18 protein-coding genes are annotated in these 20816 nt (G+C 65.6%); 12 read left to right on the forward strand and 6 right to left on the reverse strand.

Annotated features, from left to right (window positions below):
- The first annotated feature begins 74 nt into the window (after nt 1-74).
- The 10 genes from BLU39_RS01800 (at nt 75) to BLU39_RS01845 (ending at nt 11307) form a co-directional block, all read left to right on the forward strand.
- Nucleotides 75-665 carry a sigma-70 family RNA polymerase sigma factor gene (locus tag BLU39_RS01800; protein WP_092708838.1) on the forward strand — a complete coding sequence of 197 codons (591 nt, stop codon included), beginning with the start codon at nt 75-77 and terminating at the stop codon, nt 663-665.
- On the forward strand, nt 662-1309 hold the full coding sequence (locus tag BLU39_RS01805) for an NrsF family protein (RefSeq protein WP_092708841.1): 648 nt from the start codon (nt 662-664) through the stop codon (nt 1307-1309). The genes BLU39_RS01800 and BLU39_RS01805 overlap by 4 nt, the downstream gene beginning before the upstream one ends.
- Before the next feature lie 374 nt (nt 1310-1683).
- Nucleotides 1684-3183, forward strand: coding sequence for a DUF4331 domain-containing protein (locus BLU39_RS01810; protein WP_175539180.1), 1500 nt, complete (start codon nt 1684-1686; stop codon nt 3181-3183).
- 13 nt (nt 3184-3196) lie between these two features.
- Nucleotides 3197-3445 carry a hypothetical protein gene (locus BLU39_RS01815; RefSeq protein ID WP_092708844.1) on the forward strand — a complete coding sequence of 83 codons (249 nt, stop codon included), beginning with the start codon at nt 3197-3199 and terminating at the stop codon, nt 3443-3445.
- A gap of 63 nt (nt 3446-3508) precedes the next feature.
- On the forward strand, nt 3509-4720 hold the full coding sequence (locus BLU39_RS01820; RefSeq protein WP_092708847.1) for a tetratricopeptide repeat protein: 1212 nt from the start codon (nt 3509-3511) through the stop codon (nt 4718-4720).
- Between the two features lie 17 nt (nt 4721-4737).
- Nucleotides 4738-5907, forward strand: a complete 1170-nt coding sequence (locus tag BLU39_RS01825) for a HupE/UreJ family protein (RefSeq protein WP_092709852.1) — start codon at nt 4738-4740, stop codon at nt 5905-5907.
- 128 nt (nt 5908-6035) lie between these two features.
- The gene (locus BLU39_RS01830; protein ID WP_092708850.1) at nt 6036-6545 is read left to right on the forward strand and encodes a sigma-70 family RNA polymerase sigma factor; all 510 of its coding nucleotides are present in this window, start codon (nt 6036-6038) and stop codon (nt 6543-6545) included.
- Nucleotides 6542-7537, forward strand: a complete 996-nt coding sequence (locus BLU39_RS01835) for a FecR domain-containing protein (RefSeq protein ID WP_092708853.1) — start codon at nt 6542-6544, stop codon at nt 7535-7537. Before BLU39_RS01830 ends, BLU39_RS01835 begins: the two co-directional genes overlap by 4 nt.
- Before the next feature lie 93 nt (nt 7538-7630).
- A complete protein-coding gene (locus BLU39_RS01840; protein ID WP_092708856.1) occupies nt 7631-10093 on the forward strand; it encodes a TonB-dependent siderophore receptor in 2463 nt (820 codons plus the stop codon).
- Complete coding sequence (locus BLU39_RS01845) at nt 10093-11307, forward strand: PepSY-associated TM helix domain-containing protein (RefSeq protein WP_198511155.1); 1215 nt, start codon at nt 10093-10095, stop codon at nt 11305-11307. The genes BLU39_RS01840 and BLU39_RS01845 overlap by 1 nt, the downstream gene beginning before the upstream one ends.
- A 4-nt stretch (nt 11308-11311) precedes the next feature.
- Here BLU39_RS01845 and BLU39_RS01850 read toward each other — a convergent pair whose 3' ends face one another.
- Together BLU39_RS01850 and BLU39_RS01855 are read right to left on the reverse strand one after the other, a co-directional pair.
- Nucleotides 11312-11857, reverse strand: coding sequence for an RNA 2'-phosphotransferase (locus BLU39_RS01850; RefSeq protein WP_092708859.1), 546 nt, complete (start codon nt 11855-11857; stop codon nt 11312-11314).
- Between the two features lie 17 nt (nt 11858-11874).
- Nucleotides 11875-13923 (reverse strand): TonB-dependent receptor, encoded by a 2049-nt coding sequence (locus BLU39_RS01855; protein ID WP_254788857.1) that lies wholly within the window; start codon nt 13921-13923, stop codon nt 11875-11877.
- Nucleotides 13924-14043: 120 nt separating this feature from the next.
- Here BLU39_RS01855 and BLU39_RS01860 point away from each other — a divergent pair, with 120 nt between their 5' ends.
- Nucleotides 14044-15267, forward strand: a complete 1224-nt coding sequence (locus BLU39_RS01860; protein WP_175539181.1) for a response regulator — start codon at nt 14044-14046, stop codon at nt 15265-15267.
- On the opposite strand, the gene BLU39_RS01865 is transcribed toward BLU39_RS01860, so the two are convergent.
- Complete coding sequence (locus BLU39_RS01865) at nt 15252-15620, reverse strand: immunity 22 family protein (RefSeq protein ID WP_157808749.1); 369 nt, start codon at nt 15618-15620, stop codon at nt 15252-15254. The genes BLU39_RS01860 and BLU39_RS01865 overlap by 16 nt on opposite strands.
- Nucleotides 15621-15622: 2 nt before the next feature.
- Complete coding sequence (locus BLU39_RS01870) at nt 15623-18325, reverse strand: polysaccharide deacetylase family protein (RefSeq protein WP_092708870.1); 2703 nt, start codon at nt 18323-18325, stop codon at nt 15623-15625.
- 160 nt (nt 18326-18485) lie between these two features.
- Here BLU39_RS01870 and BLU39_RS29130 point away from each other — a divergent pair, with 160 nt between their 5' ends.
- On the forward strand, nt 18486-18608 hold the full coding sequence (locus BLU39_RS29130; protein ID WP_256267169.1) for a hypothetical protein: 123 nt from the start codon (nt 18486-18488) through the stop codon (nt 18606-18608).
- A 24-nt stretch (nt 18609-18632) separates the two neighbouring features.
- Here BLU39_RS29130 and BLU39_RS01875 read toward each other — a convergent pair whose 3' ends face one another.
- A complete protein-coding gene (locus tag BLU39_RS01875) occupies nt 18633-19694 on the reverse strand; it encodes an ABC transporter substrate-binding protein (RefSeq protein ID WP_157808750.1) in 1062 nt (353 codons plus the stop codon).
- A 48-nt stretch (nt 19695-19742) separates the two neighbouring features.
- Nucleotides 19743-20816, reverse strand: coding sequence for an ABC transporter substrate-binding protein (locus BLU39_RS01880; RefSeq protein WP_092708875.1), 1074 nt, complete (start codon nt 20814-20816; stop codon nt 19743-19745).

Below are 20816 nucleotides of genomic sequence, written 5' to 3' on the forward strand. Positions count from 1 at the left end.
TGGCCGGATTGGTTACAGCCACCCTCCCATATTTTTGAATTTATTTTTTTCAACGCCTGTCACCAAAGGCCTGCATGCAACGAATACCTGTAAGCAAACACCTGCATGGCACGGAATTGCGGCTGCATGGCCTGATGCTGCGCGGGCTCGATGGCGATGCGGCGGCCTACCGCAGTTTTTTGCAGGCAAGCAGCCAGCACTTGCGCGCGTTTTTCCGGCGCCGCCTGCAGCGCTGGCCGGACGAGGTGGAAGACCTGGTGCAGGAGTGTCTGCTGGCCATCCACAACCAGCGCCTGACGTATGACACGGGCGTGCCGCTGACGTCGTGGATTCATGCGATCGCGCGCTATAAATTGATCGACTGGCTGCGCCGGCATGGGCGGCGCGAGGCGCAGCACTTGCCGTACGACGAAGAAGATAGCGCGCAAGAACTGTTTTCCAGCGCCGATGCCGAGGCTGCCGAGGCCAGCCGCGACCTGGGCAAGCTGCTGGCCACCTTGCCGGCGCAGCAGCGCGGCGCCATCGTGCATACCAAGCTCGACGGCTGGTCCGTGCGCGACACGGCGGCCGCCATGGGCATTTCGGAAGCGAGCGTCAAAGTGGCCGTGCATCGCGGCTTGAAGGCACTGGCGGCCAATTTAAGAATTGAAGGAAACACACCATGAAAACCGATGACTTGATCGCCATGCTGGCCAGCGGCCCCGACGTGGCAGCCGCGTCGCCGCCGGGCACGCACTGGCGCGATGCAGGCACCCTGGGCGCGGGCCTGCTGGCCAGCGTGGCGCTGATGGCCATGCTGCTGGGCGTGCGGCCCAACCTGGAACAACTGGCCCTGCTGCCCGATTTCTGGATCAAGGTTGGTTTCGTCATCTGCCTCTCCCTGGCGGCCTGGCACGTCAGCCGCCGCCTGTGCATGCCGGGCGCCGCTACACGCGCCCTGCCCCTGCTGCTCGCCATGCCCCTGCTGCTGATGTGGGCGCTGGGCGCCATCATCGTGCAGGAAGCCCCGCCCGAACAACGCGCCGAGCTGTTCTGGGGCGCCACCTGGCGCAGCTGCCCCTTGCTGATCGCCCTGCTGTCGCTGCCCATCCTGGCCGCCGTGCTGCGCCTGATGCGCCAGCTGGCGCCCACGCGTTTGCGCCTGGCCGGCGCGGCCGCCGGTTTTGCCGCCGGCGCCATGGCGGCCCTCGTCTACTGCCTGCACTGCCCGGAGCTGGCCGCCAGCTTCGTCGGCTTCTGGTACGTGCTGGGCATGCTGGTGCCAACGGCCATCGGCTCGGCCGTCGGCCCGAAAGTGCTGGCCTGGTAAGCGCACTGTCCCCGCAAGCGGGGCGCCGGTCAAGCGGGTTTCGAGCGTCTATCGCCTCCATACCCGCATACTCACGCATTCCCACGCGCCCCTGCCCGCCGTCGCATACGCATTGACATAGCGCAACAAGCTATCGCCATCACTGGCGCAACTGTCTGTTCTTGTCCACAAAATATTTATTCCTGACCAGGAGCAATAAGCACGTAGATTCGACCTCGTGCGCCAGCCCCCTGACGATCAACGGCCGTTCATTCCGCTGCCCAAAAATAATTTGCAAGGAATGAATCCGATCGTGCTGGCGCCCCGTACAACTGATGCAGCCCCGTAATTTCCACCAGTTCCGTCACTGCGCATAACAATCAGGGAGAATCGACATGTCATTGTTACACTCGAAAACCGCACTGGGCGCCGCCCTCCTGGGCAACCTGCTGGCCTTGGCCCTCGCGCCATCGGCCTACGCTTCCAGCCACCGCGAAGCGCCGTTCATCACGCAAAACCCCAAGGTCGACGCCACCGACTTCTATATGTTCCGCAGCTATGAAACGGGACGCGGGGCCTACACCACGCTGGTGGCCGACTATATTCCCCTGCAGGATGCCTACGGCGGCCCGAATTACTTCGCCATGGACCCGAACGCGCTGTACGAAATTCATATCGACAACAATGGCGACGGCAAGGAAGACCTCACCTTCCAGTTCCGCTTCACCAACACGATCAAGGATGGCCAGTTCACCGTGGGCGGCAAGAAAGTCTCGATTCCGCTCGTCATCAACGGCGGCGCCATCGACACCGTCAACCCGGCCGGCCTGAACGTGCGCGAAACCTATAGCGTGACCGTGGTGCGGGGCGACCGCCGCACGGGCATGCGCAGCAGCGTGACCAACGCCACGGGCGGCGGCACGACCTTCGACAAGCCCGTCGACTACATCGGCACCAAGGCCATCCCCAACTATGCCGCGTATGCCGCGCAACACGTCTACACGGTGAATATCCCCGGCTGCGCCACGCCGGCGCGCCTGTTCGTCGGCCAGCGCAAGGACCCGTTCGTCGTGAACCTGGGCGAAACGTTCGACTTGATCAACATCAAGGCGCCCGCCACGGAGTTTGCCGCGAATGCGGAGTCGGCCGCCAAGGATGACCTGGCCCGGAAAAACGTCACGGCCATCGAGATGGAAGTGCCGACCGCCTGCCTGACGGCGGGCAGCGATCCCGTCATCGGCGGCTGGACCACGGCCAGCCTGCGCCAGGGCCGTTTGCTGAACCCCGCGCCGGGCACCACCACCGCGGCGTCGAAGGAAGGCGGCGCCTGGGTGCAAGTGTCGCGCCTGGGCATGCCGCTGGTCAATGAACTGGTGATCGGCCTGAAGGACAAGGACCGCTTCAACGCCAGCAAGCCGTCGGGCGACGCGCAATTTGCCGATTACGTCACCAACCCCACGGCGCCAGCCCTCGTGGAAGTGCTGTTCGGCTCGGCAGGCGCCAAGGCGCCCACCAACTTCCCCCGCAACGACCTGGTCGCCACCTTCCTGACAGGCATCAAGGGCGTGAACCAGCCCGTCACCGTGACGGCCTCGGAAATGCTGCGCCTGAACACCTCGATCGCGGCCACCAACGTCGGTGCGCAAAACCGCCTCGGCGTCATCGGCGGCGATAACGCGGGCTTCCCGAACGGCCGCCGCCCCGGCGACGACGTGGTCGACGTGGTCCTGCGCGTGGCCATGGGCAAGCTGTGCACCCTGAACATCGGCTGCGCCCCGGCCGACGCCCCCGCCGGCGGCCTGCACTTCACGGATGGCGCCTTCCTCGACGAAACGTCGTTCACGGCCGGTTTCCCCTACCTGAAAAATCCCGTGGCCGGTTCGCCGCAGCTGTAACGAGGAGAACGCGATGAAAAAGCTCTATGCATGCGGCGCCCTGGCGCTCACGGTCCTGCTGGCCGGCTGCGGTGGCGGCGGCAGCAGCCACGGCGGCGATAATGGCGACGGCGGCGTCAATCCCCCGCCCGTCGTCCTGCTCGACACGTTTTATGTGGCCGTCAGCAACGTCATCCTGACCACCAGCGATGACAAGGATGGCGTGGCCATCGACGCCATCATGGCGACATCTCCGGAAACTACGGAACCGGTGCCGCTGTAAGCCCTGCGGGCGCCGGGGGGCTATCCCCGGCGCCCGTACCCATTCCCGTCGACGGCGTCCACGATGAAAACACCGATTTCCCTGTTGTGCGCCTGCCTGCCCTTGCTGGCCCTGGCCGCGCCCTACACGCCGAAAGACGGCAGCGCCGTCATCGAACAGCTGCCGCGCCGCGCCGACGCCACGCAGCTGGCCCTGCGCAGCCTGCGCCAGCAACTCGACGCCAAACCGCAAGACCTGGCGCTGGCCAGCGGCCTGGCGCAGCGCTACATTGCCCTGGCCCGCAGCGACACGGATCCGCGCTACCTCGGTTATGCGCAAGCGGCGCTGGCGCCCTGGTGGCGGCAAGCGGCGCCACCCGTCCCCGTGCGCCTGCTGCGCGCCACCATCTTGCAAAGCACCCACCGTTTCGGCCCCGCGCTGCAGGATCTCGACGCCGTCATCGCGCAGGAGCCAGGCAACGGCCAGGCCTGGCTGACGCGCGCCACCGTGCTCACCGTGCAGGGCGACTACGCGAAGGCGACGGCCAGCTGCGCCCGGCTGTCGGCCTTGACAACGCAGCTCGTCACCGTCACCTGCCTTGCCAACATCGCCAGCGTCACGGGCCGCGCCGCGGCCAGCGAGCGCTTGCTGGAACTGACCTTGCAGCGTAGCGCCGGCGCGGCGCCCGAACTGGAAAGCTGGGCAGCAACACTGCTGGCGGAAATGGCCACGCGGCGCGGAGAGTGGGCGCTGGCCGAAGCCCGCTACACCAAGGCGCTGGCGCAGCAGCCGCGCGACAGCTATCTGCTGGGCGCCTACGCGGATTTCCTGCTCGACCGGCAGCGCCCGCAGGAAGTCGCCAAGCTGCTGAAAGAGCAGCAGCGCATCGATGCCCTGCTGCTGCGCTACGCGCTGGCCCTGCAGGCGCTGCCCAGCCAGCAGCCGGCCTTCCTGGCGGCGAAAGCGGAACTGGCAGCCCGCTTCAACGCCGCCATGCAACGGGGCGACACCGTGCACCAGCGCGAACAGGCCCGCTTCGCCCTGTTCTTGCAGCAGGATATCCCCGTCGCCCTGCAACTGGCGCAGAAAAACTGGGCCATCCAGAAGGAAGTGCCCGACATGCGCATCTTGCTGGAAGCATCGCTGGCCGCGCGCAACTATGCGGCGGCACAGCCCGTGCTGGCCTGGATCGCGGCCAATGGCGTGGAAGACGTGGCCCTGCAGCGCCTCGTCAGGCAGCTGGGGCCGCAGGATGGGCAGAAGATCAGTTTTAACAAGAAAGCGGGGACCCTGTGAAACTGCGCCTGCTTTCCATGTCTTTGCTCCTGTGGCTGTGGCTAGCGCCCGCGCAAGCCCACAAGCCCAGCGACAGTTACCTGAGCCTGGCCGTGCACGGCCAGCAGATCGACGGGCAATGGGACATCGCCCTGCGCGACCTCGATTTCGCCATCGGCCTCGATGGCAATGGCGACGGCGCCCTGACCTGGGATGAAATCCGCGCGCGCCACGCCGCCATCGCCGCCTACGCGCTGCAGCGCCTGCACGTGGCCGGCGACCAGGGCGCGTGCCCCTTGAAAGCCGTCGAACAGCTGCTCGACCATCACACGGACGGCGCCTACAGCGTGTTGCGCTTCCAGGCCAGCTGTCCCGGCGCTGCGCCAGCCAGCCTTGCCATCGGCTACACCCTGTTCGCCGACCTCGACCCGCAGCACAAGGGACTCGTCAAAATCGATAGCGGTGGCAATACGCAAACGGCCATCTTCGACCCGGACAGTCCGCGCCAGACGATTTCCCTGGCCACGCCCGACCGCCTGGCGCAGTTCGGCGCGTATGTGAAACACGGCGTCTGGCATATCTGGATCGGCTACGACCATATTTTGTTTTTGCTGTCCTTGCTGCTGCCGGCTGTGCTGCTGCCTGGTATAAGCGAGCAACAAAAGCGCTTAAACCCAACGGCAGAAAATCGGGGTCGGACCCTGAGGGTCCGACCCCGGACCTCGCATCTGGGTTTGAATGCGGCTTTTATTGACGTTTTCAAAGTCGTCACGGCCTTTACGCTCGCCCACTCCATCACCCTGACCCTGGCCAGCCTGTCGCTCGTGTCCCTGCCGTCGCGCTGGGTGGAATCGGCCATCGCCGCTTCCGTGATCCTGGCCGCGCTGAACAACCTGCTGCCGCTGTTCCGCGGCAAGCGCCCCGTGGCCGCCTTCGCCTTTGGCCTGATCCACGGTTTCGGCTTTGCCAGCGTGCTGCGCGACCTGGGCTTGCCGCAGGGGTCCCTGCTGGCCAGCCTGTTCGGCTTCAACGTGGGCGTGGAGCTCGGGCAGCTGGCCATCGTCGCCGCGTTTTTACCCCTCGCCTGGCTGCTGCGCAAGACCTGGTTCTACCGGCAAGTGCTGACCGTGGGTTCGCTGGCCATCGCCCTGGTGGCGGCCGTCTGGCTGGTGGAGAGAGTGGTCGACATCAAGCTGATTTCAAGCTGATGGCGTTGTTGGACAGCCACTAGCCGGCCACAAGCGAGCCACAAGCGCGCACAACCGGGCTACAATACGAACAATTCTCAATCGCATCAAGGCCTGTTTGTCCGCGGACCATGGCATGGAAAGGTTGCATGCTACGCCCCGAACTGGAACTGCATCGGCAAATCGAAGTGCTCTACAGCGACCACCACGGCTGGCTGCAGGGCTGGTTGCGCCGCAAGCTGGGCAACGCCTTCGATGCGGCCGACCTGGCGCACGACACCTATCTGCGCATCCTCGCGCGGGGCCGCGCGCCCGGACGCGACGAATCGCGCCAGCACCTGGCGCAGATCGCCAACGGCCTCGTGGTCGACCTGTTCCGTCGCCGGCATATCGAATCAGCCTACGCGGACACCATCGCCGCGCAGCCGGAAGCGGTCGCACCCACGCCGGAAATGCGCGCGCTGATCGTCGAGGCACTGATGGAAATCGATACCATCCTCGCCAGCCTGCCGCATAAAGTGCGCGACGCCTTCTTGCTGTGCAAACTCGAAGGCATGGGCTACGCCGACATCGCCGCGCGCCTGGACGTTTCCGTCTCGTCGGTGGAAAAATACATCGCCCGCGCGCTGCTGGCCTGCTGCGCGGCGCAATTCGCATGAGCTCCCAGCTGGACAGCGCCCCCATCGCCCCCGCCGTGCTGCAGCGCGCCGCCGAGTGGATGGCACGGCTGTGGGCGGAAGACGCCAGCGCGGCCGATGCCGACGCCTGCGCCGCCTGGCGCGCCGCCCACCCCGAACACGAACGGGCCTGGGCCCGGCTGCAGCGCTTTGCCCGGCAATTCGAGACGTTACCGCGCGACGTGGCGCGCAACGCCCTGGCAACGGCGCCGCGCCATACCACCAGCCGCCGGCGCGCCTTGCAGCTGCTGGCCATGATCGCGGCGGTCGGCGGCACGGCCCTGCTGGTGCACGAGTCCGGCCTGTGGCAGCGCACCTCCAGCGATTACCGCACGGCTGTTGGCGAGACGCGCGCCATCGTGCTGGCCGACGGCACGCACGTGGTGCTCGACACGGCCAGCGCCATCGACGTGCGCTACGGCGCCAGTGAACGGCGCATCGTGCTGCGCGCTGGCGCCATCCTCGTCACCAGCGCGCACGAAACGGCGCCCGTCTACCGTCCGCTGCTGGTGGCAACGCCGCAAGGCACGGCCACGGCGCTGGGCACGCGTTTTAGCGTGCGCCTCGATGATGGCGAGAGCCGTGTCGCCGTGTTCCAGGGCACAGTCGCCCTGCAGCCGCTGCAGCCGATGCGTGACGGCGCCCCCGCCCTGCACCTGCAGGCCGGCCAGCAGGCCGGCTACACGCGCCTGGAAGTACAAGATGTGACGAACGTCGAAAACAGCGCCGCCGCCTGGGCCGATGGCAGCCTGGTGGCCGAACGCATGCGCCTGGACGTGCTGCTGGCCGAGCTGGGGCGCTACCGCCACGGCGTGCTGCGCTGCGACGAATCGATCGCCGGCCTGCGCGTGACGGGCGTGTATTCGCTGCGCGACACGGACCGCTCGCTGGCCAACCTGGCCGCCAGCCTGCCCGTGCAGCTGGTTTACCGCACGCGCTACTGGGTCAGCGTGGGGCCGCGCCAGGCCAGCTGAAAAAATAAGTGAAAAAACGTTGAGGGTTTTTGCTTTTCGTTCGGAATACGGGAAGAACCGATTTTTTCCTGCCACTTTCCAAGGATTTGCACCATGCCTCCTCGCCTGACCGCACCTGCGCACAAACTGCGTGCGTTCCCCCTCGCCGCTGCCATCCAGGCCCTGTTCCTCGCAGGCGCCGCCGTGGGCGCCGTCGCCGTCACGGCCCCTGCCGCCCATGCGCAGACGGCCGACACGACGCAAGCGAAGCGCCAGTACGCGGTCTCCGCGGGACCGCTGGAACGGGCCTTGACCACGTTCGCCAGCGCGGCCGGCGTGGAACTGTCGGCCGACGCGGCCCTGTTGCAGGGCAAGCGCAGCGGCGGCCTGGTAGGCAGCTACACGGTGCGCCAGGGTTTCGAGGAACTGCTGCACGGCCAGGGCGTGCGCGTGGTGGCGGGTGCCAACGGCGCGTATGCGCTGCGGGCGGAGACTGCACCGGCAGCCACGCCGGCCCAGGCCAGCGCCACCCTGCCCGCCATCACCATCAATGCCAGCAGCGAACGCGAAACGGCGACAGGCCCCGTGCGCGGCTACGTGGCGCGCCGCGCCGGCTCGGCCATCAAGACGGATACGGCCCTGAATGAAAACCCGCAATCCGTGTCCGTCGTCACGGCCGATGAAATCAGCGACCGCAATGCCGAGTCGCTCGATGAAACCCTGCGCTACACGGCTGGCGTGACGCCGAACCAGCGCCCGCTGGGCAGCGACGATTCCTCGCTGCTGCGCGGCTTCACCATTGAAACGAACGGCATCCTGCAAGATGGCTTGCGCAATTCGGGGCGCACCTTTGGCGCCTCGATCGAACCGTATGGCCTGGAACGCCTGGAAGTGCTGCGCGGCCCCGCGTCCGTGCTGTACGGGCAGATACCGCCGGGCGGCATGGTCAACGCCGTCAGCAAGCGTCCCAGCGCGGACGCCGTGCGCGAAGTGGGCGTGGAATACGGCAGCTACCAGCGCCGCCAGCTGAAAGCCGACGTGGGCGGCACCATCGACGCGCCGGGCGCCTGGACCTACCGGGTCGTCATGCTGGGCCGCGAAGCCCATACGCGGCTGGACCGCGACCGCGACAACCGCCTGTACTTCGCACCCTCGCTCACCTGGCAGGCAGGCCCCGCCACGCGGTTGACCCTGCTGGCCCGCTACGAGCAGGACAACCAGCAGTACGCGTTCCCGAACCAGCTGCTGGAGCCGGGCCCGCGCGGCCAGGTCGATCCGAGTGTGAACCTGATGGGCGACGATAACCGCTTCAAGCGCCGCAATACCATGCTGGGCTACGAGTTCGAGCACACATTCAACGATACCTGGTCGCTGCGCCAGAACCTGCGCTACACGCGCCTGAAGAACGACCGCACGGACATGTTCCCCGGAGGCCTGAACGACGACGGTACCGTTGATCGATATTTCTGGCCCGTCGACACGGACTCGAAAAGCCTGTTCGCCGACACGCAGCTGCAGGCGCGGTTTGCCACGGGCGGCCTGACGCACCAGGTGCTGCTGGGCGTCGATTACGCGAACATCCGCAACACGGACGACTACCGTCACCAGCGGGGCTTCATCGAGCCGCTCGACCTGTACCAGCCCGTGTACGGGAAGCAGCCCCTGGTCCCGTCCAAGGCGCCCACGCGCGCCGATGCCCCTTCGCGCCAGCTGGGCCTGTACGCGCAGGATCAATTGAAATGGGACCGCTGGGTCGTCACCGCCGGCCTGCGCCGCGACAAGGCCACGCAATCGCGCGACGTCACCGACCTCAATAACGGCGCCGTCAAACCGGACTACCACCAGTCGCCATCGGCCACCACGGGCCGCCTGGGCGCCGTCTACCTGTTCGATGACGGCTGGGCGCCGTATGTCAGCTACGCCACCTCGTTCTCGCCCGAACTGGGCACGACGATGGGCGGCGGCGCCTTGAAACCGTCGCGAGGCAAGCAGTTCGAAGCCGGAGTCCGCTACGAACCCGTGGGCCAGCGCGCCAGCTATACGGCAGCCATGTTCGACCTGGTGCGCGACAATGTCTCCACGTCCGACATCGGGAATCCGGGTTTCCTGCTGCAGACGGGCCAGGTCAAGTCGCGCGGCGTCGAACTGGAAGCGCGCACGGAGTTCGCCAGCCGTCTGAGCCTGATCGCCCAATACACCTACCTAGATACGGAGGTCACAAAGAGCAACAATGGCGACCTGGGTTTGCAGCAAGCGGGCGCGCCGCGCCATAGCGCCTCGGCCTGGGCCCGCCAATCGTTCACGCTGGCCGGCAGCCTGCCCGCGTATGCGGCGCTGGGCATGCGCTTTCTCGGTGCCATGCGCTCGAACTCCGACGGCGAAAACCTGAACATCCGCAATGGCGGCATCACGCAGTGGGATGCGGCGCTGGGCGTGTCGCGCGGGCCGTGGCAGTTCGCCCTCAACGTCAACAATGTGCTGAACAAGCAGACCCTGTATGACTGCGGCTACCTGCCCAACCTGTGCTACCGCAATGCCGAACGCACGGCCAACGTCAGCGCCATGTACCGCTTCTGATGCCTTCGCTGCACATGCGCCCCGTCCTGGCGGCGCTGCACCGCTATGCCGGCCTGCTGATGGCCGGCTTCCTCATCGTGACCGGCGTGACGGGCAGCGCGCTGGCGTGGAAGGATGAACTGGAGGCGGTCATGCTGCCCGCCGTCTTCCGCGTGGCGCCGCCCACGCCTGGTGCGGCACCGCTCGACGCCCTGCTGTTGCGTGAGACGATCGCCGCGCGCTTTCCCCTGGCGCAGGTCAGCTACGCGCCACTGTCCGCGCCACCCGGCCACAGCATGGTGTTCTACCTGCGCCAGCCCGAAGACACACCGCTGGCCAGCGACGAGGTGTTCGTCGATCCCTACACGGGCGCGATCCTTGGCCAGCGCCGCTGGGGTGAAATCAGCGAGGGCGCCATCAACCTGTTGCCCTTCATCGAGCGCCTCCATTACGCATTGGCGCTGGGCGACACGGGCTTGCTGATGTTCGGCCTGATCGCCATCGTGTGGACGGTCGACTGCTTCATCGGCGCCGCCCTGACCTTCCCTGCCCGCCTGAAAAAACGCTCGCCGGGCAGCAAACCTTGGCTGCTGCGCTGGCGCCCATCGTGGCTGCTGCGCCGCAACGGCGGCAGCTATAAACTGGTGTTCGACCTGCACCGCGCGGGCGGCCTGTGGCTGTGGGCCATGCTGCTGGTGTTTGCCTGGAGCGGCGTCGCCTTCAACCTGTACGGCGCCTATGCGGCCGTCATGCATCCACTGTTTGCCCACCAGAGTACCGAGGAAATCGTCGCGCGGCACACGCCGTCGCCGGGGCCACAGCTGGACTGGCCCGCCGCGCGCGCGCAGGGCCGCCACTTGATGGGCGCGCTGGCGCGCCAGCACGCATTCACCATCATTGAGGAAAATGCGCTGGCCTATGAACGCGCGCTGGGCGTGTACAGCTACAACGTGCGCAGCAGCCGCGACGTGCGCGCCCACAAGGGACTCACCACCGTCTTTTTCGACGCGGCCAGCGGCCGGCAACTGGCCACCTGGCTTCCCACGGGAGCGGCCAGCGGCGACACCATCCGCAGCTGGATCAGCGCCCTGCACATGGCCTCGATGTGGGGCTGGCCTTTTAAAATGTTCATTTGCGCCATGGGCGTGCTGGTGGCGGGCCTGAGCGTGACGGGCGTGCTGATCTGGCGCCGCAAGCGCCAGGGGCAAGCCAGGGCCAAAGCGCTAAGTCATTAATTAGTCAGGCAAAGCCGATGAATGCCGCCGGCACGGCCTGCGTCAGCCACACCCCATTGTCGGACAGGTAAAACACATGGCCCCGTGCCTGCATGGCGGCCGCATCCACCGTCAGCACGACGGGCTTGCCATGGCGCGCGCCGACGGCCACGGCCGTTTCGCGATTGCCGGACAGGTGCACATGATTGCGCGCGCCAGCCAGCAAGCCGCCGGCGCGTATCGCGTCGACAAAGCGGCTGGCCGTACCGTGGTACAGCATGGCGGGCGGCGTGGCGGGCGGCAGTGCGATATCGACGGCGGCCAGTGAGTGTCCCTGGTTGGCGCGGATGCGCAAGCCGTCGGCACTGATGGCGTAGCGCGTCTTGCTGTCGCGCGCCACCACGTCATCCAATTGCTCACGGGAAATGCGGCGCCCATGCCGGGTCGCCAGCGCCAGCAGCTGGCCGATATCGGCCCAGCCCTGGGTATCGAGTACCAGGCCGATCTTTTCGGGCGCGTGGCGCAGTATGAGGGAAAGGAATTTGCTGGTATTTACTGAGTGATCTGTCATGCCCCAGTCTACCGTTATCAGAACGCGTATGACAAGGTCAGGCGCGCGGAACGCGGCTCGACCGGATGGAAATGCCGGTCACTCACCCCGTCCACTGCTTCGCCTGGCAAACGCGACGCATAGTAGTAATCGATGTCGCTGGCGCGCTTGTCGAACAGGTTGAACACGTCGAGCGACAAGCGCGTCTTGCGGTTGATCTGATACGCCACGCGCGCATACGCCAGGGTCGTCGAGGCCGAGCGCACGCTGTTGTCCTCGTTCAAGGGACGAGGACCGAAATAGCGCAGCTGGAAGGCGCCCGACCATGGGCCCCGGTCCGTCACTGTCACGCCGAACGAGGCCACCTTGTCGATCGAGCCAGGGATGAAATTGCCGGCCGGATCATTTTCCGTGTAGCGCGAGCGCGAAGCGGCCAGGTCCAGGTCGAACAGCAGCCACGGTGCGGCAATATAGTGGTTGTTCCATTCGATGCCATGGCGGCGGCTGGCGCGGCTCGGCTCCGTTTCGCCCGCGTCGCCCACGAACAGCAATTCCGACGCGATGTCGAGGCGCCACAGGGCCAACGAGCTTTGCAAACCCGGCAGCCATTCCGTGCGCGCGCCCAGCTCCATGCCCTTGGTCGGCACCAGCGGCGTCACCGGTGCAGACGCTTCGCCGTCGGGCAGGCGCGTCTGCGTCGTGCCGCGCGCGTCGTTGCTGTGGAATCCCTTGCCGTAATTGACAAAAAATTCCGTCTTGCTCCACGGACCAAGAATCAAGGACAGTTTCGGCGACACCACGTGGTCGTTCGCCGAGCCGCTGTTGCCGTCTATGCTGCTATCGACCTTGAAACGGTAGGCGTCATAGCGCACGCCCGCCACGGAACGCAGCCACGGCAGCCATTGCACCGTGTTTTCGCCGTAAAAGCCGATGCTGCTTTCGCGCACCCGGTCTTCGCGCACCGTGCTTTGCCGCACGCGCTCCAGCGTGTTGTACAGGCCCACGGGCGACAGGCGGTCATAGCGCGCCTGCACGCCGAGCTTGTTGCGCAGGGGAAGACCGAACAGCTGCGTGGTCCAGCTTTCGCTGGCGTTCACGCCCGCCACCGTGCGCCGCTCGCTTTGCTGGAACTGGTCACCCTGCTGCGGGTCGGCGAGGAAGTACGTGAAGTCGCTATTGAGTTCCAGCTGCGAGCGGATCAGATAGACATCGAATTCGAATAGCCGGTTCTCCATGCGCTTGCGCATGGCATACGACAGGCTGGTGCGCGAGGTGTCGCCGCCGTCGCTGGGTGCCAGACTGCCGAAGCGGCCGATCTGGCCCGATTCCACGGCGCGCAGCGGCACCTGGTCGGTGGCGTTCCAGCCGTTTTTATAGGCCATGCCCGTCACGCTGAAACCGTCGTCCTGCGTGCCCTGGCTGTAGCGCAGCAGGCCGCTATACTTGCGCACGCGCTCCGGCACGTCCCAGGGACCGTTGTTGCGGTTCACTTCCAGGCCGACCAGCAAGGTGCCTGGCCCGGCGGCGAACGAATCGGCGACGACGCCGCGCACGTAGCCGTGCTGCCCGGCGGAAATGCTGGCCTGGCCCTGCGGCAACTTGTCGGCCAGGCGGATGCGGGCGCTGCCTGCCGAAGCGAAATCGCCTTCGCCGGCGAAATACGGCCCCTTCTTGTAGTCGATACGCTGCACCAGCTCGGGAATGAGGAAATTGAGGTCGGAATAACCCTGGCCATGCGCGTGCGTGCGCATGTTGACGGGCATGCCGTCGACATAGGTGGCGAAATCCGTGCCGTGGTCGAGATTGAAGCCGCGCAAGAAATACTGGTTGGCCTTGCCGTCGCCGCTGTGCTGGGTGACGATCAGCCCCGGCACGAATTCCAGCAATTCGCCCGTGCGCAAGGCGGGCCGGTTGATGATCAGTTCACTGGTGATGACGCCCTGGCTGGCCGCGTCCGACGTGCCGACGGCGTTGTCGTAGTGGCCCGCCACGCGCACGATGCGCGCTTCCTCGGCAAGGGGTGCGGCCCCGTCCTGCGCCAGCGCCTGGCGTCCCACGCTCAACAATGCCACTGCACAAGCTGCCATCCGTTTGCTTTTTATCAATCGCATCGCGTCTTCCCTTTTTATGATGTCAGCATGGGCTTCCCACGGACTATATACGCGGCAGGCTCGGTGCCTGGATTCAGGATTTTTCAAGGAGCGGCTGTGGATCTGAGCGACAGTGCCAGCAAGGCAACAAAAACCGCCGCCGCGGCCGTGCGCAAACGCGACGTGCTGCCCTACATCCTGCTGTTCATCCTGCTGGCGGGCTTGCTGGCCGTGCTGGCGGGCGCTCTGCTGCCGCCCTATTACCACGCCGTGCCGGCCCTGCTGTGGAGCCTGGGCTTTTGCGTCAGCGGCATGCTGCTGGGCTTTTTGTTCGGCATCCCGCGCACCTTGCCTTCGGGCACCGTCAACATGGCGCCGCCCGACGAGCGGGCAGCCGGCAAGGGCCGCCCCGCGGACGAGCCACCGGCCGCGGGGACCGATGCGGCGGCTGGCAACGCCAGCAATACCCTGTTCCTGGGCACGCCCACGCCCATGGAAATCAATTCGAACCTGGTGGAAGTGTCGGACTGGCTGACGAAGATCATCGTCGGCGTGGGCTTGATCGAGCTCAAAAGCCTGCCCGGCAGCGCGCGCAGCATGGCCGCCTTCATCGCGCCCAGCCTGGCCACCGACACGCCCACGGCCATGGCCGTGGTGGGCGGCATCATGCTGTTCTTTTCCGTGCACGGCTTCCTGATCGGCTATTTGCTTACGCGCATCTACCTGTCCATCATCATCAAGCGGGCGGACAATCTCGTCAAGAATGAATCCGTGCGCCTGGAAAGCGGCAAGGAAATCGAAGTGACGGAACTGAGCCGCTTGCAGCAAAAATCGCTCGACGACATGCAGGAAGCCGTCACCCAGCTGCTGCTGGCCCGCCCGCCCGATGGCGGCGCGGCCGTCACCGCCCTGGCCGGCGTGCCGACGGCGCAAAAACCGTCCAGCCTGGTGCTGTGGCTGGACGACCATCCGCGCAACAATACCTTGCTGGTGGAACAGCTGGGACGGGAAAACATCAAGGTGGACCAGGCCGTATCGACGCGGCAGGCGCTGGCCATGCTGCAACAGAAGCGTTACGCGCTGTTCATCACGGACATGGCCAGGGTGGAAAACGGCCGCCGGATCAAGGATGCGGGCGTGCGCACGGTACGCGAAGTGCGCCAGACCTTGCCGGAACTGCCCATCGTCGTGTATTGCAGCAAGGATACGGTTGCCAGCTACGGCACGGAAGCGCAGGCGGCGGGCGCCCGTTTCATCACCACGTCGGGCACCAGCCTGCTGGCCACGGTCAACAAGTTATTGCATGAAGAGCGCCAGGACGGCGCTCAGCCACCGGCGTAGGCATAGCTGCCCACGTAATGCAGCACACTGCGCTGCGGGTGCGCCAGCTGGTTCGGCGCAAACACGCAGACGGCCGTGTCGGCCAGCACGCCTTGCCCATCCGCGTCCGCGCACGCCTGCGCCAGCCAGCTGTCGGGATACGACACGCCATCGAGCAATTGCGCCAGCGGCGCGGGCGACGCCAGCATGGCGCTTTCGAAACAGGCCGGCTCGTACTGCGTGAGACCCGTTTCCAGGATGAATGGGGACGGCACGGCATCGCCATCGTCCGTGTACGTGGGCGACAGGTAGGCCTGCAGCGCTTCCCAACTGGGGAAACGGCCGCTGCAGGCAAATACGTGGACTGTCGGCAAAATTAAAGCTTCTCCATCTTTTGCCGCACGGCTGGCGCCGTCGCTGCCGTCGGCGCCAGTTCCAGATAGGTTTTATAGGCCGCCTTCGCCTTGGCCGCATCGCCGGCCTTGGCATACGCGTCGCCCAGGTTCAGATAGGCGATGGCGCGCGACGGGTCCATCTTGACCGTGTTTTCAAACCAGCGGGCCGCTTCGCGGTATTTTTCCTGCTTGTAGAAGACGAAGCCCAGGTTGTTGGCCGCCAGCGCGAAGTCGGGACGCAATTTCAGCGCTTCCGTAAATTGCGCTTCCGCCGCCGCATATTGTTTCTCCTTGTACAGCTGCAAGCCGCGGTCGTTGGCCCGCTGCGCCAGCTGGCGCGTCGAGGTCGGCACGGCGCCTGGCGTGACGATCTTCTGTTCGCCGCCCTGCAAATCCTTGACCGTCACGCTGGCTGCCGCCGGCTTGGCGTCGAGCTTGCTGTTCAGGGCAATGGCTTCCGTCGACAGCTGCGTCGTGTTCGGGCTGAGGAATTCCGTCTCGCCCGGCAATTCGAAGACGAAATCGCCCCCTTCCGAACCGGGCAAGCTGCCGAACGCGGGCGTCTGGTTCGAGACGCTGGACACGGCCGGCGCCACATAGGCCGCCAGTTCCGTCGCCGTGATCAGGCCGTCACCGTTCAGGTCGCCCTTGCCCGCCAGGCCCTGCAACAGGGTCCACGTGAACACGGAGTGGCCGTTCGGTCCGCCGTCGGCGACGAGCTGGTCGCCGCCGCCGGCCGTCAGCATTTGCCGGCCGATGCGCTTGGCGTTGTCGCGCAGGAAGGAACTGGAACCGGCGCCGCGCGTCAGGCCCAGGCCGCTATAGCACGCATCCATGACGAAGAACGCGTGCTTGGCCGTCAGGGACTCCGCGATATTCTGGATTTCCGTCATCGGGATCGCATCCGTGGCGAACTGCGCCGGGTCGGAGTCAAATGGCACGATATAGCCGAGGTCGCGCCCGGAACTGAGCTTGCGCGTGGCGCCGTGGCCGGCGAAGAACACAAAAATGCGGTCATTCTTTTGCACGCCGCCATGGGCCAGCTTGTCATGGAAGGCGGCCAGGATATTGTTGCGCGTCGCTTCGCCATTTTTCAGGGTCACGACACGCTCGGGCGCAAACGCAAACTTTTCAATCAGCGTTTCGCGGATGCCTTGCGCATCGCGCACCGCATATTGCAATTTCGGCCACTTGGCATAATCGTCGATACCGATCACCACGGCCCAGGAATTGGCGTAACCGGTGGTCACGGGCACTTTTTCGGGCGCGGGCGCCGTGCTTTTCGCCACCTGGAAGCTCGTGCCATCCCAGCCCGCGAATTGATAGCCTTCGGCGATCAGCTTGTCGAGCACGGCCGGCAAGGCTTTCACCGTGCGTTCGTGGATGTCGTGGAACAGGACGATGCCGCGTCCCGCCTTGTCGACGGAGGCCAGCACCCGGTTCGTGATGGAACTGGGCACGGGGTCGGCCCAGTCCAGCGAATCGATATTCCACATCACGGATTTCAGATGCGCATCGGCCAGCGCGGCCATGCCTTCGCTGTTGCGCGCGCCATACGGAAAGCGGAACAGCGCAGCCCGCTCGGGGCTGATGGCCTTTAATAAAGTGTCGGTACCGAGGATTTCGCCCTTCAGCTTGTCGCCCGTCTGTTTCGACAGCTGTGCGTGGCTGAAACTGTGGTTGCCCACGGCATAGCCCTCTTTCATCAGCTTGCGGCTCACTTCCGCGCCCGCGCCCAGTTTGGCGTGGCCTTCCGCATCGAGCGAACCGAGGTTGCGGCCCACGTTGAAGAACACGGCCGGCACGCCATATTGTTTCAGGATGGCGCTGATTTCTTCCGTGTAGCGCCGGTGCGGGCCGTCGTCGAAGGTCAGCACGATGGTTTTCTTCGGCAAGCCCAGGCCAAAGATTTCCGCTTCGTCTTTTTTAGGTGCCGGCTTGGCTTCGGGCACGGAACCTGCCGGCGGCACCGCATACGGCACGACGATGCCGTTTTCCTTCAAAATCTGTTCGCGGCTGTAGAGTTTTTTCAGCTGCGCCACGTAATCGTCCCACCGTTCGCGCTTGAGTTCGATGGCGCGCTGGCCCAGGTTGCCGAAGATTTGCCGGATTTCCTTCTCATAATTGCGCTCGATCTCGCCCAGCGCGTCGAGGTCTTCGGAAATGCGCTTGTGCAGCTTGATCGCCGGCAAGGACGAGTCTTTGGCCACGTCGGCCAGCATGCTTTGCAGCAGTTCGCGGAACGCCAGGCGGTCCGCGTCGTACAGGCCGGGATCGGATTCGATATACGTCAACAGGCTGTCGAGCGCCTCGAAGCGGCCAGGATTGGTGGGCGCAATCAATTGATCAAGCGCAAGATCGAGCTTGGCGATGCGTTCCTGGTTTTCATGGAACAGCGCCTGCCCCACCTTGCGGGCTTCGTCACGCGCGCCTTCGGGCAAGCTTTGCTCGTCAGCCAGCAGCACAATGATCTTGCGGAAATTGCCCAGCAAGTCGCGGAACTGAGCGGCCACGGCGGCCGTATCGACGGTCGATTGCGGTGCGGCGGCCGGGTTGGCCGGGACCGGAGCGCCGGGAGCGCCGGGAGCGTCGGTGGCGGCCGGGCGGGTGTAGGTATAGATGCCGGCCCCAGCGGCGAGAGCCACGACGACGGTGGCGGCGATCTTGATCGGCTTGGAAGTCACAGGCTTGTCATTCCCTTCACATACTATGCATAGAATTCGGATGGCGCGGATGCGCAGATGCATAATTGTAGAGCACACTTGGCAATTTACTCATCCGCACGCTGAATTTGGGCAATAATATGCTGGCAAACCTCCATCGAACGTACGAACAGGAAAGACGATGCACAAGAAACTCTGCGCCGCGGCGCTGATGCTGGGCGTGGCCCTGATGCTGCTGCAACTGCGCGCGCATGCGGGTGACGACGTGGTCAATGTGGCGGGGCGCGTGTGCCTGCCGCATTAAGCTAAGCCACGCCCCACGGCCACACTACACCTTGGCCGGTTCCCAGTAATTGGCCAGGCCCAGCTTTTTCAGGCCTGCCGCGACAAAACGCGGTTCCAGCAATTCTTCCGCCGTCAAGGGCTGGCGGATCAGCTTTTGTTCCTGCGCAAACGCCAGCACCCGGCGGTAATGTCGGTACACGGCGTCGTCGTACAGGGGCGACCAGCGCTCCTTCCACTGCAGGCCCGGATCGTCATAGCTGCGCCGCACCACGCTGTCCGGCGTGCCATTGCGCGTGCCATCCTTGATGATCGCTTCGCGGTTGCCATCGAGCGCCGCCCAGTGCTGGGCCCGCAACCAGGCCGTGGCCACCAGTTCGGCGATGTCGGGATGGGCTTGCGTAAAGTCGCGCCGCGCCCACAGTTCCGCCCGCATCTTGCGTTCCGGCAGCCCCTTGCTGGACCAGATGATGCGGCCGATGCCCTTGTCTTCCAGCGGATAGCCATTGATCATGAACAAGGCGTCGACGGCGCCCGTGGCAAGCGCGGCCGTGCCCGGTTTCAAATCCATGTTAATCAAGCGGAAATCCGTGGGTGACATGCGCTGGTCGGCGATCAGCTGGCGCAAGCCCAGTTCCCACGGCCGGCCCCGGTGCACGCTGATGCGCTTGCCCTTCAGCTCGGCCAGGGACGTGGCGCGCGCACTCGTGGGCACCAGCAGGAATTGGTCCGTGCCCCGCCCCGCCGGCACGATCACCTGGGTGCGCACGCCGCCCGCGTTGAGGATGACGGATGGCAAGTCGCCATACGCGGCCATGTCGATGCGCCCGCTGGCGAACGCCTCGTTCATGGTCGCGCCCGTGTCTCCCGTGACGGGCAGCCATTCCAGCCGCACGCCCCGCTGCTTCAGTTCGCGCGCCAGCCAGCCTTCCTGCTGCACCCGGTAAGCGATGCCGCCCAGTTCCGCCTTGCCGTTTTCCGCAAAACCCGTCGAGGCGATGCGCAGGGCCGCCGGCGGCGCCCCCGCTTTCGCCCCCGACACCGCCGACACCGCCTGTCCCGCCAGGGGCAGCAAGGCCAGCCCGCCCATCACCGTGCGTCGCCGCATCGCATTCTCCTCATCATCGAACATGGCCACTGTTGACGTGCTTGCCGCTCAAGCCGCCCGGCGCGTCTGCGCCAGCGCCGCTTCGAAAGGACGGGGATCGATCCAGGCGCGCACGTCGACCTTGCTGGGCAAGAAATTCCAACGGAACAAAAAGTCGCTGAAATCCTGCAAACCCGCGACCGACGTTTCCGCCAGGTCCGTGTCCAGCCGCAGATGGGCATCCTTGCCGTACGCCACTTGCACCCAGTGCTCGCTGGCATTCGATTCGCGCGCGAGGAAACGCCGCGTCTCGTCCGCATGGCCGCGCGCCCACGCTTCGGCCCGCAGCACCTGGTCGACCAGGGTCACGGCGGAATTGAAATGCCTGTCGAGCAGGTGCGCGTCGACGCTCAGGGTGCGCGGCGTGCCGTTGTTGGCGCGGATCAGGGGTTCCGGATGGATGCCCGTGTCGATCACCGTGTGCAAGCCGAACTGCTGCGCCAGCTGGGCGGCCGAAGCGCCTTTCAGGAAGACGGCGTCCACCTCGCCCCGCAGCAGTCCCAGCAATTCCGGACTTTGGCCGCCGCGCCGCGCCCCGCTGAACAGATTCGTCGCCGCGCCCTGCTCCGGCGCCGTTTCGCTCTGGCCCGTGTTGACCACATAATCGACCAGTTCCACGTCGGCAACCACCAGCCCTTCCAGGCTCAGCGCGTTTTCCAGCCCGCGCAAGGCTTGTGCGCGCGCAAAATCGATCTGCGCCTTGGCCCATAAGGGCAAGCCGAAGCGCCGCCCCTTCAGGTCGCGCACGGTCTGGATGCCGCTGTCGGGCAAGGTCAAGATCAACTGCGTCTCGTCCGACCACGACAGGCCGATCACGCGCGTCTCGCGCCCCGCCGCGCGTGCCCACAGGGCGGGAATATTGCCGCCGTGACGCACGGAATTTTGCAAGGTATGGTCAAAATGCGATTCGCGCACGGCTTCCTGGTCGGATTCGCGCAAGGAGCGCAAGCTGGTGCCGTCGGCGCGCAAGGCGTCTTCCAGCCAGCCTTGCTGCAGGGCGATCCCCAAGCCTGTGGGGACGGGGCAGCGCGTGTACCACAGGGTGTCGAGTGCTTGCTTTGCTACTTGATTTTCATTGTTCAT

Source organism: Janthinobacterium sp. OK676, assembly GCF_900103595.1.
Lineage (GTDB): Bacteria > Pseudomonadota > Gammaproteobacteria > Burkholderiales > Burkholderiaceae_D > Janthinobacterium.

What these genes read in the sequence shown, in the direction of transcription:
- BLU39_RS01800 (WP_092708838.1), top strand. Translation starts at nt 75, where the DNA reads ATGCAACGAATACCTGTAAGCAAACACCTGCATGGCACGGAATTGCGG.
- BLU39_RS01805 (WP_092708841.1), top strand. Translation starts at nt 662, where the DNA reads ATGAAAACCGATGACTTGATCGCCATGCTGGCCAGCGGCCCCGACGTG.
- BLU39_RS01810 (WP_175539180.1), top strand. Translation starts at nt 1,684, where the DNA reads ATGTCATTGTTACACTCGAAAACCGCACTGGGCGCCGCCCTCCTGGGC.
- BLU39_RS01815 (WP_092708844.1), top strand. Translation starts at nt 3,197, where the DNA reads ATGAAAAAGCTCTATGCATGCGGCGCCCTGGCGCTCACGGTCCTGCTG.
- BLU39_RS01820 (WP_092708847.1), top strand. Translation starts at nt 3,509, where the DNA reads ATGAAAACACCGATTTCCCTGTTGTGCGCCTGCCTGCCCTTGCTGGCC.
- BLU39_RS01825 (WP_092709852.1), top strand. Translation starts at nt 4,738, where the DNA reads ATGTCTTTGCTCCTGTGGCTGTGGCTAGCGCCCGCGCAAGCCCACAAG.
- BLU39_RS01830 (WP_092708850.1), top strand. Translation starts at nt 6,036, where the DNA reads ATGCTACGCCCCGAACTGGAACTGCATCGGCAAATCGAAGTGCTCTAC.
- BLU39_RS01835 (WP_092708853.1), top strand. Translation starts at nt 6,542, where the DNA reads ATGAGCTCCCAGCTGGACAGCGCCCCCATCGCCCCCGCCGTGCTGCAG.
- BLU39_RS01840 (WP_092708856.1), top strand. Translation starts at nt 7,631, where the DNA reads ATGCCTCCTCGCCTGACCGCACCTGCGCACAAACTGCGTGCGTTCCCC.
- BLU39_RS01845 (WP_198511155.1), top strand. Translation starts at nt 10,093, where the DNA reads ATGCCTTCGCTGCACATGCGCCCCGTCCTGGCGGCGCTGCACCGCTAT.
- BLU39_RS01850 (WP_092708859.1), bottom strand. Translation starts at nt 11,857, where the DNA reads ATGACAGATCACTCAGTAAATACCAGCAAATTCCTTTCCCTCATACTG.
- BLU39_RS01855 (WP_254788857.1), bottom strand. Translation starts at nt 13,923, where the DNA reads ATGGCAGCTTGTGCAGTGGCATTGTTGAGCGTGGGACGCCAGGCGCTG.
- BLU39_RS29130 (WP_256267169.1), top strand. Translation starts at nt 18,486, where the DNA reads ATGCACAAGAAACTCTGCGCCGCGGCGCTGATGCTGGGCGTGGCCCTG.
- BLU39_RS01875 (WP_157808750.1), bottom strand. Translation starts at nt 19,694, where the DNA reads ATGCGGCGACGCACGGTGATGGGCGGGCTGGCCTTGCTGCCCCTGGCG.
- BLU39_RS01880 (WP_092708875.1), bottom strand. Translation starts at nt 20,816, where the DNA reads ATGAACAATGAAAATCAAGTAGCAAAGCAAGCACTCGACACCCTGTGG.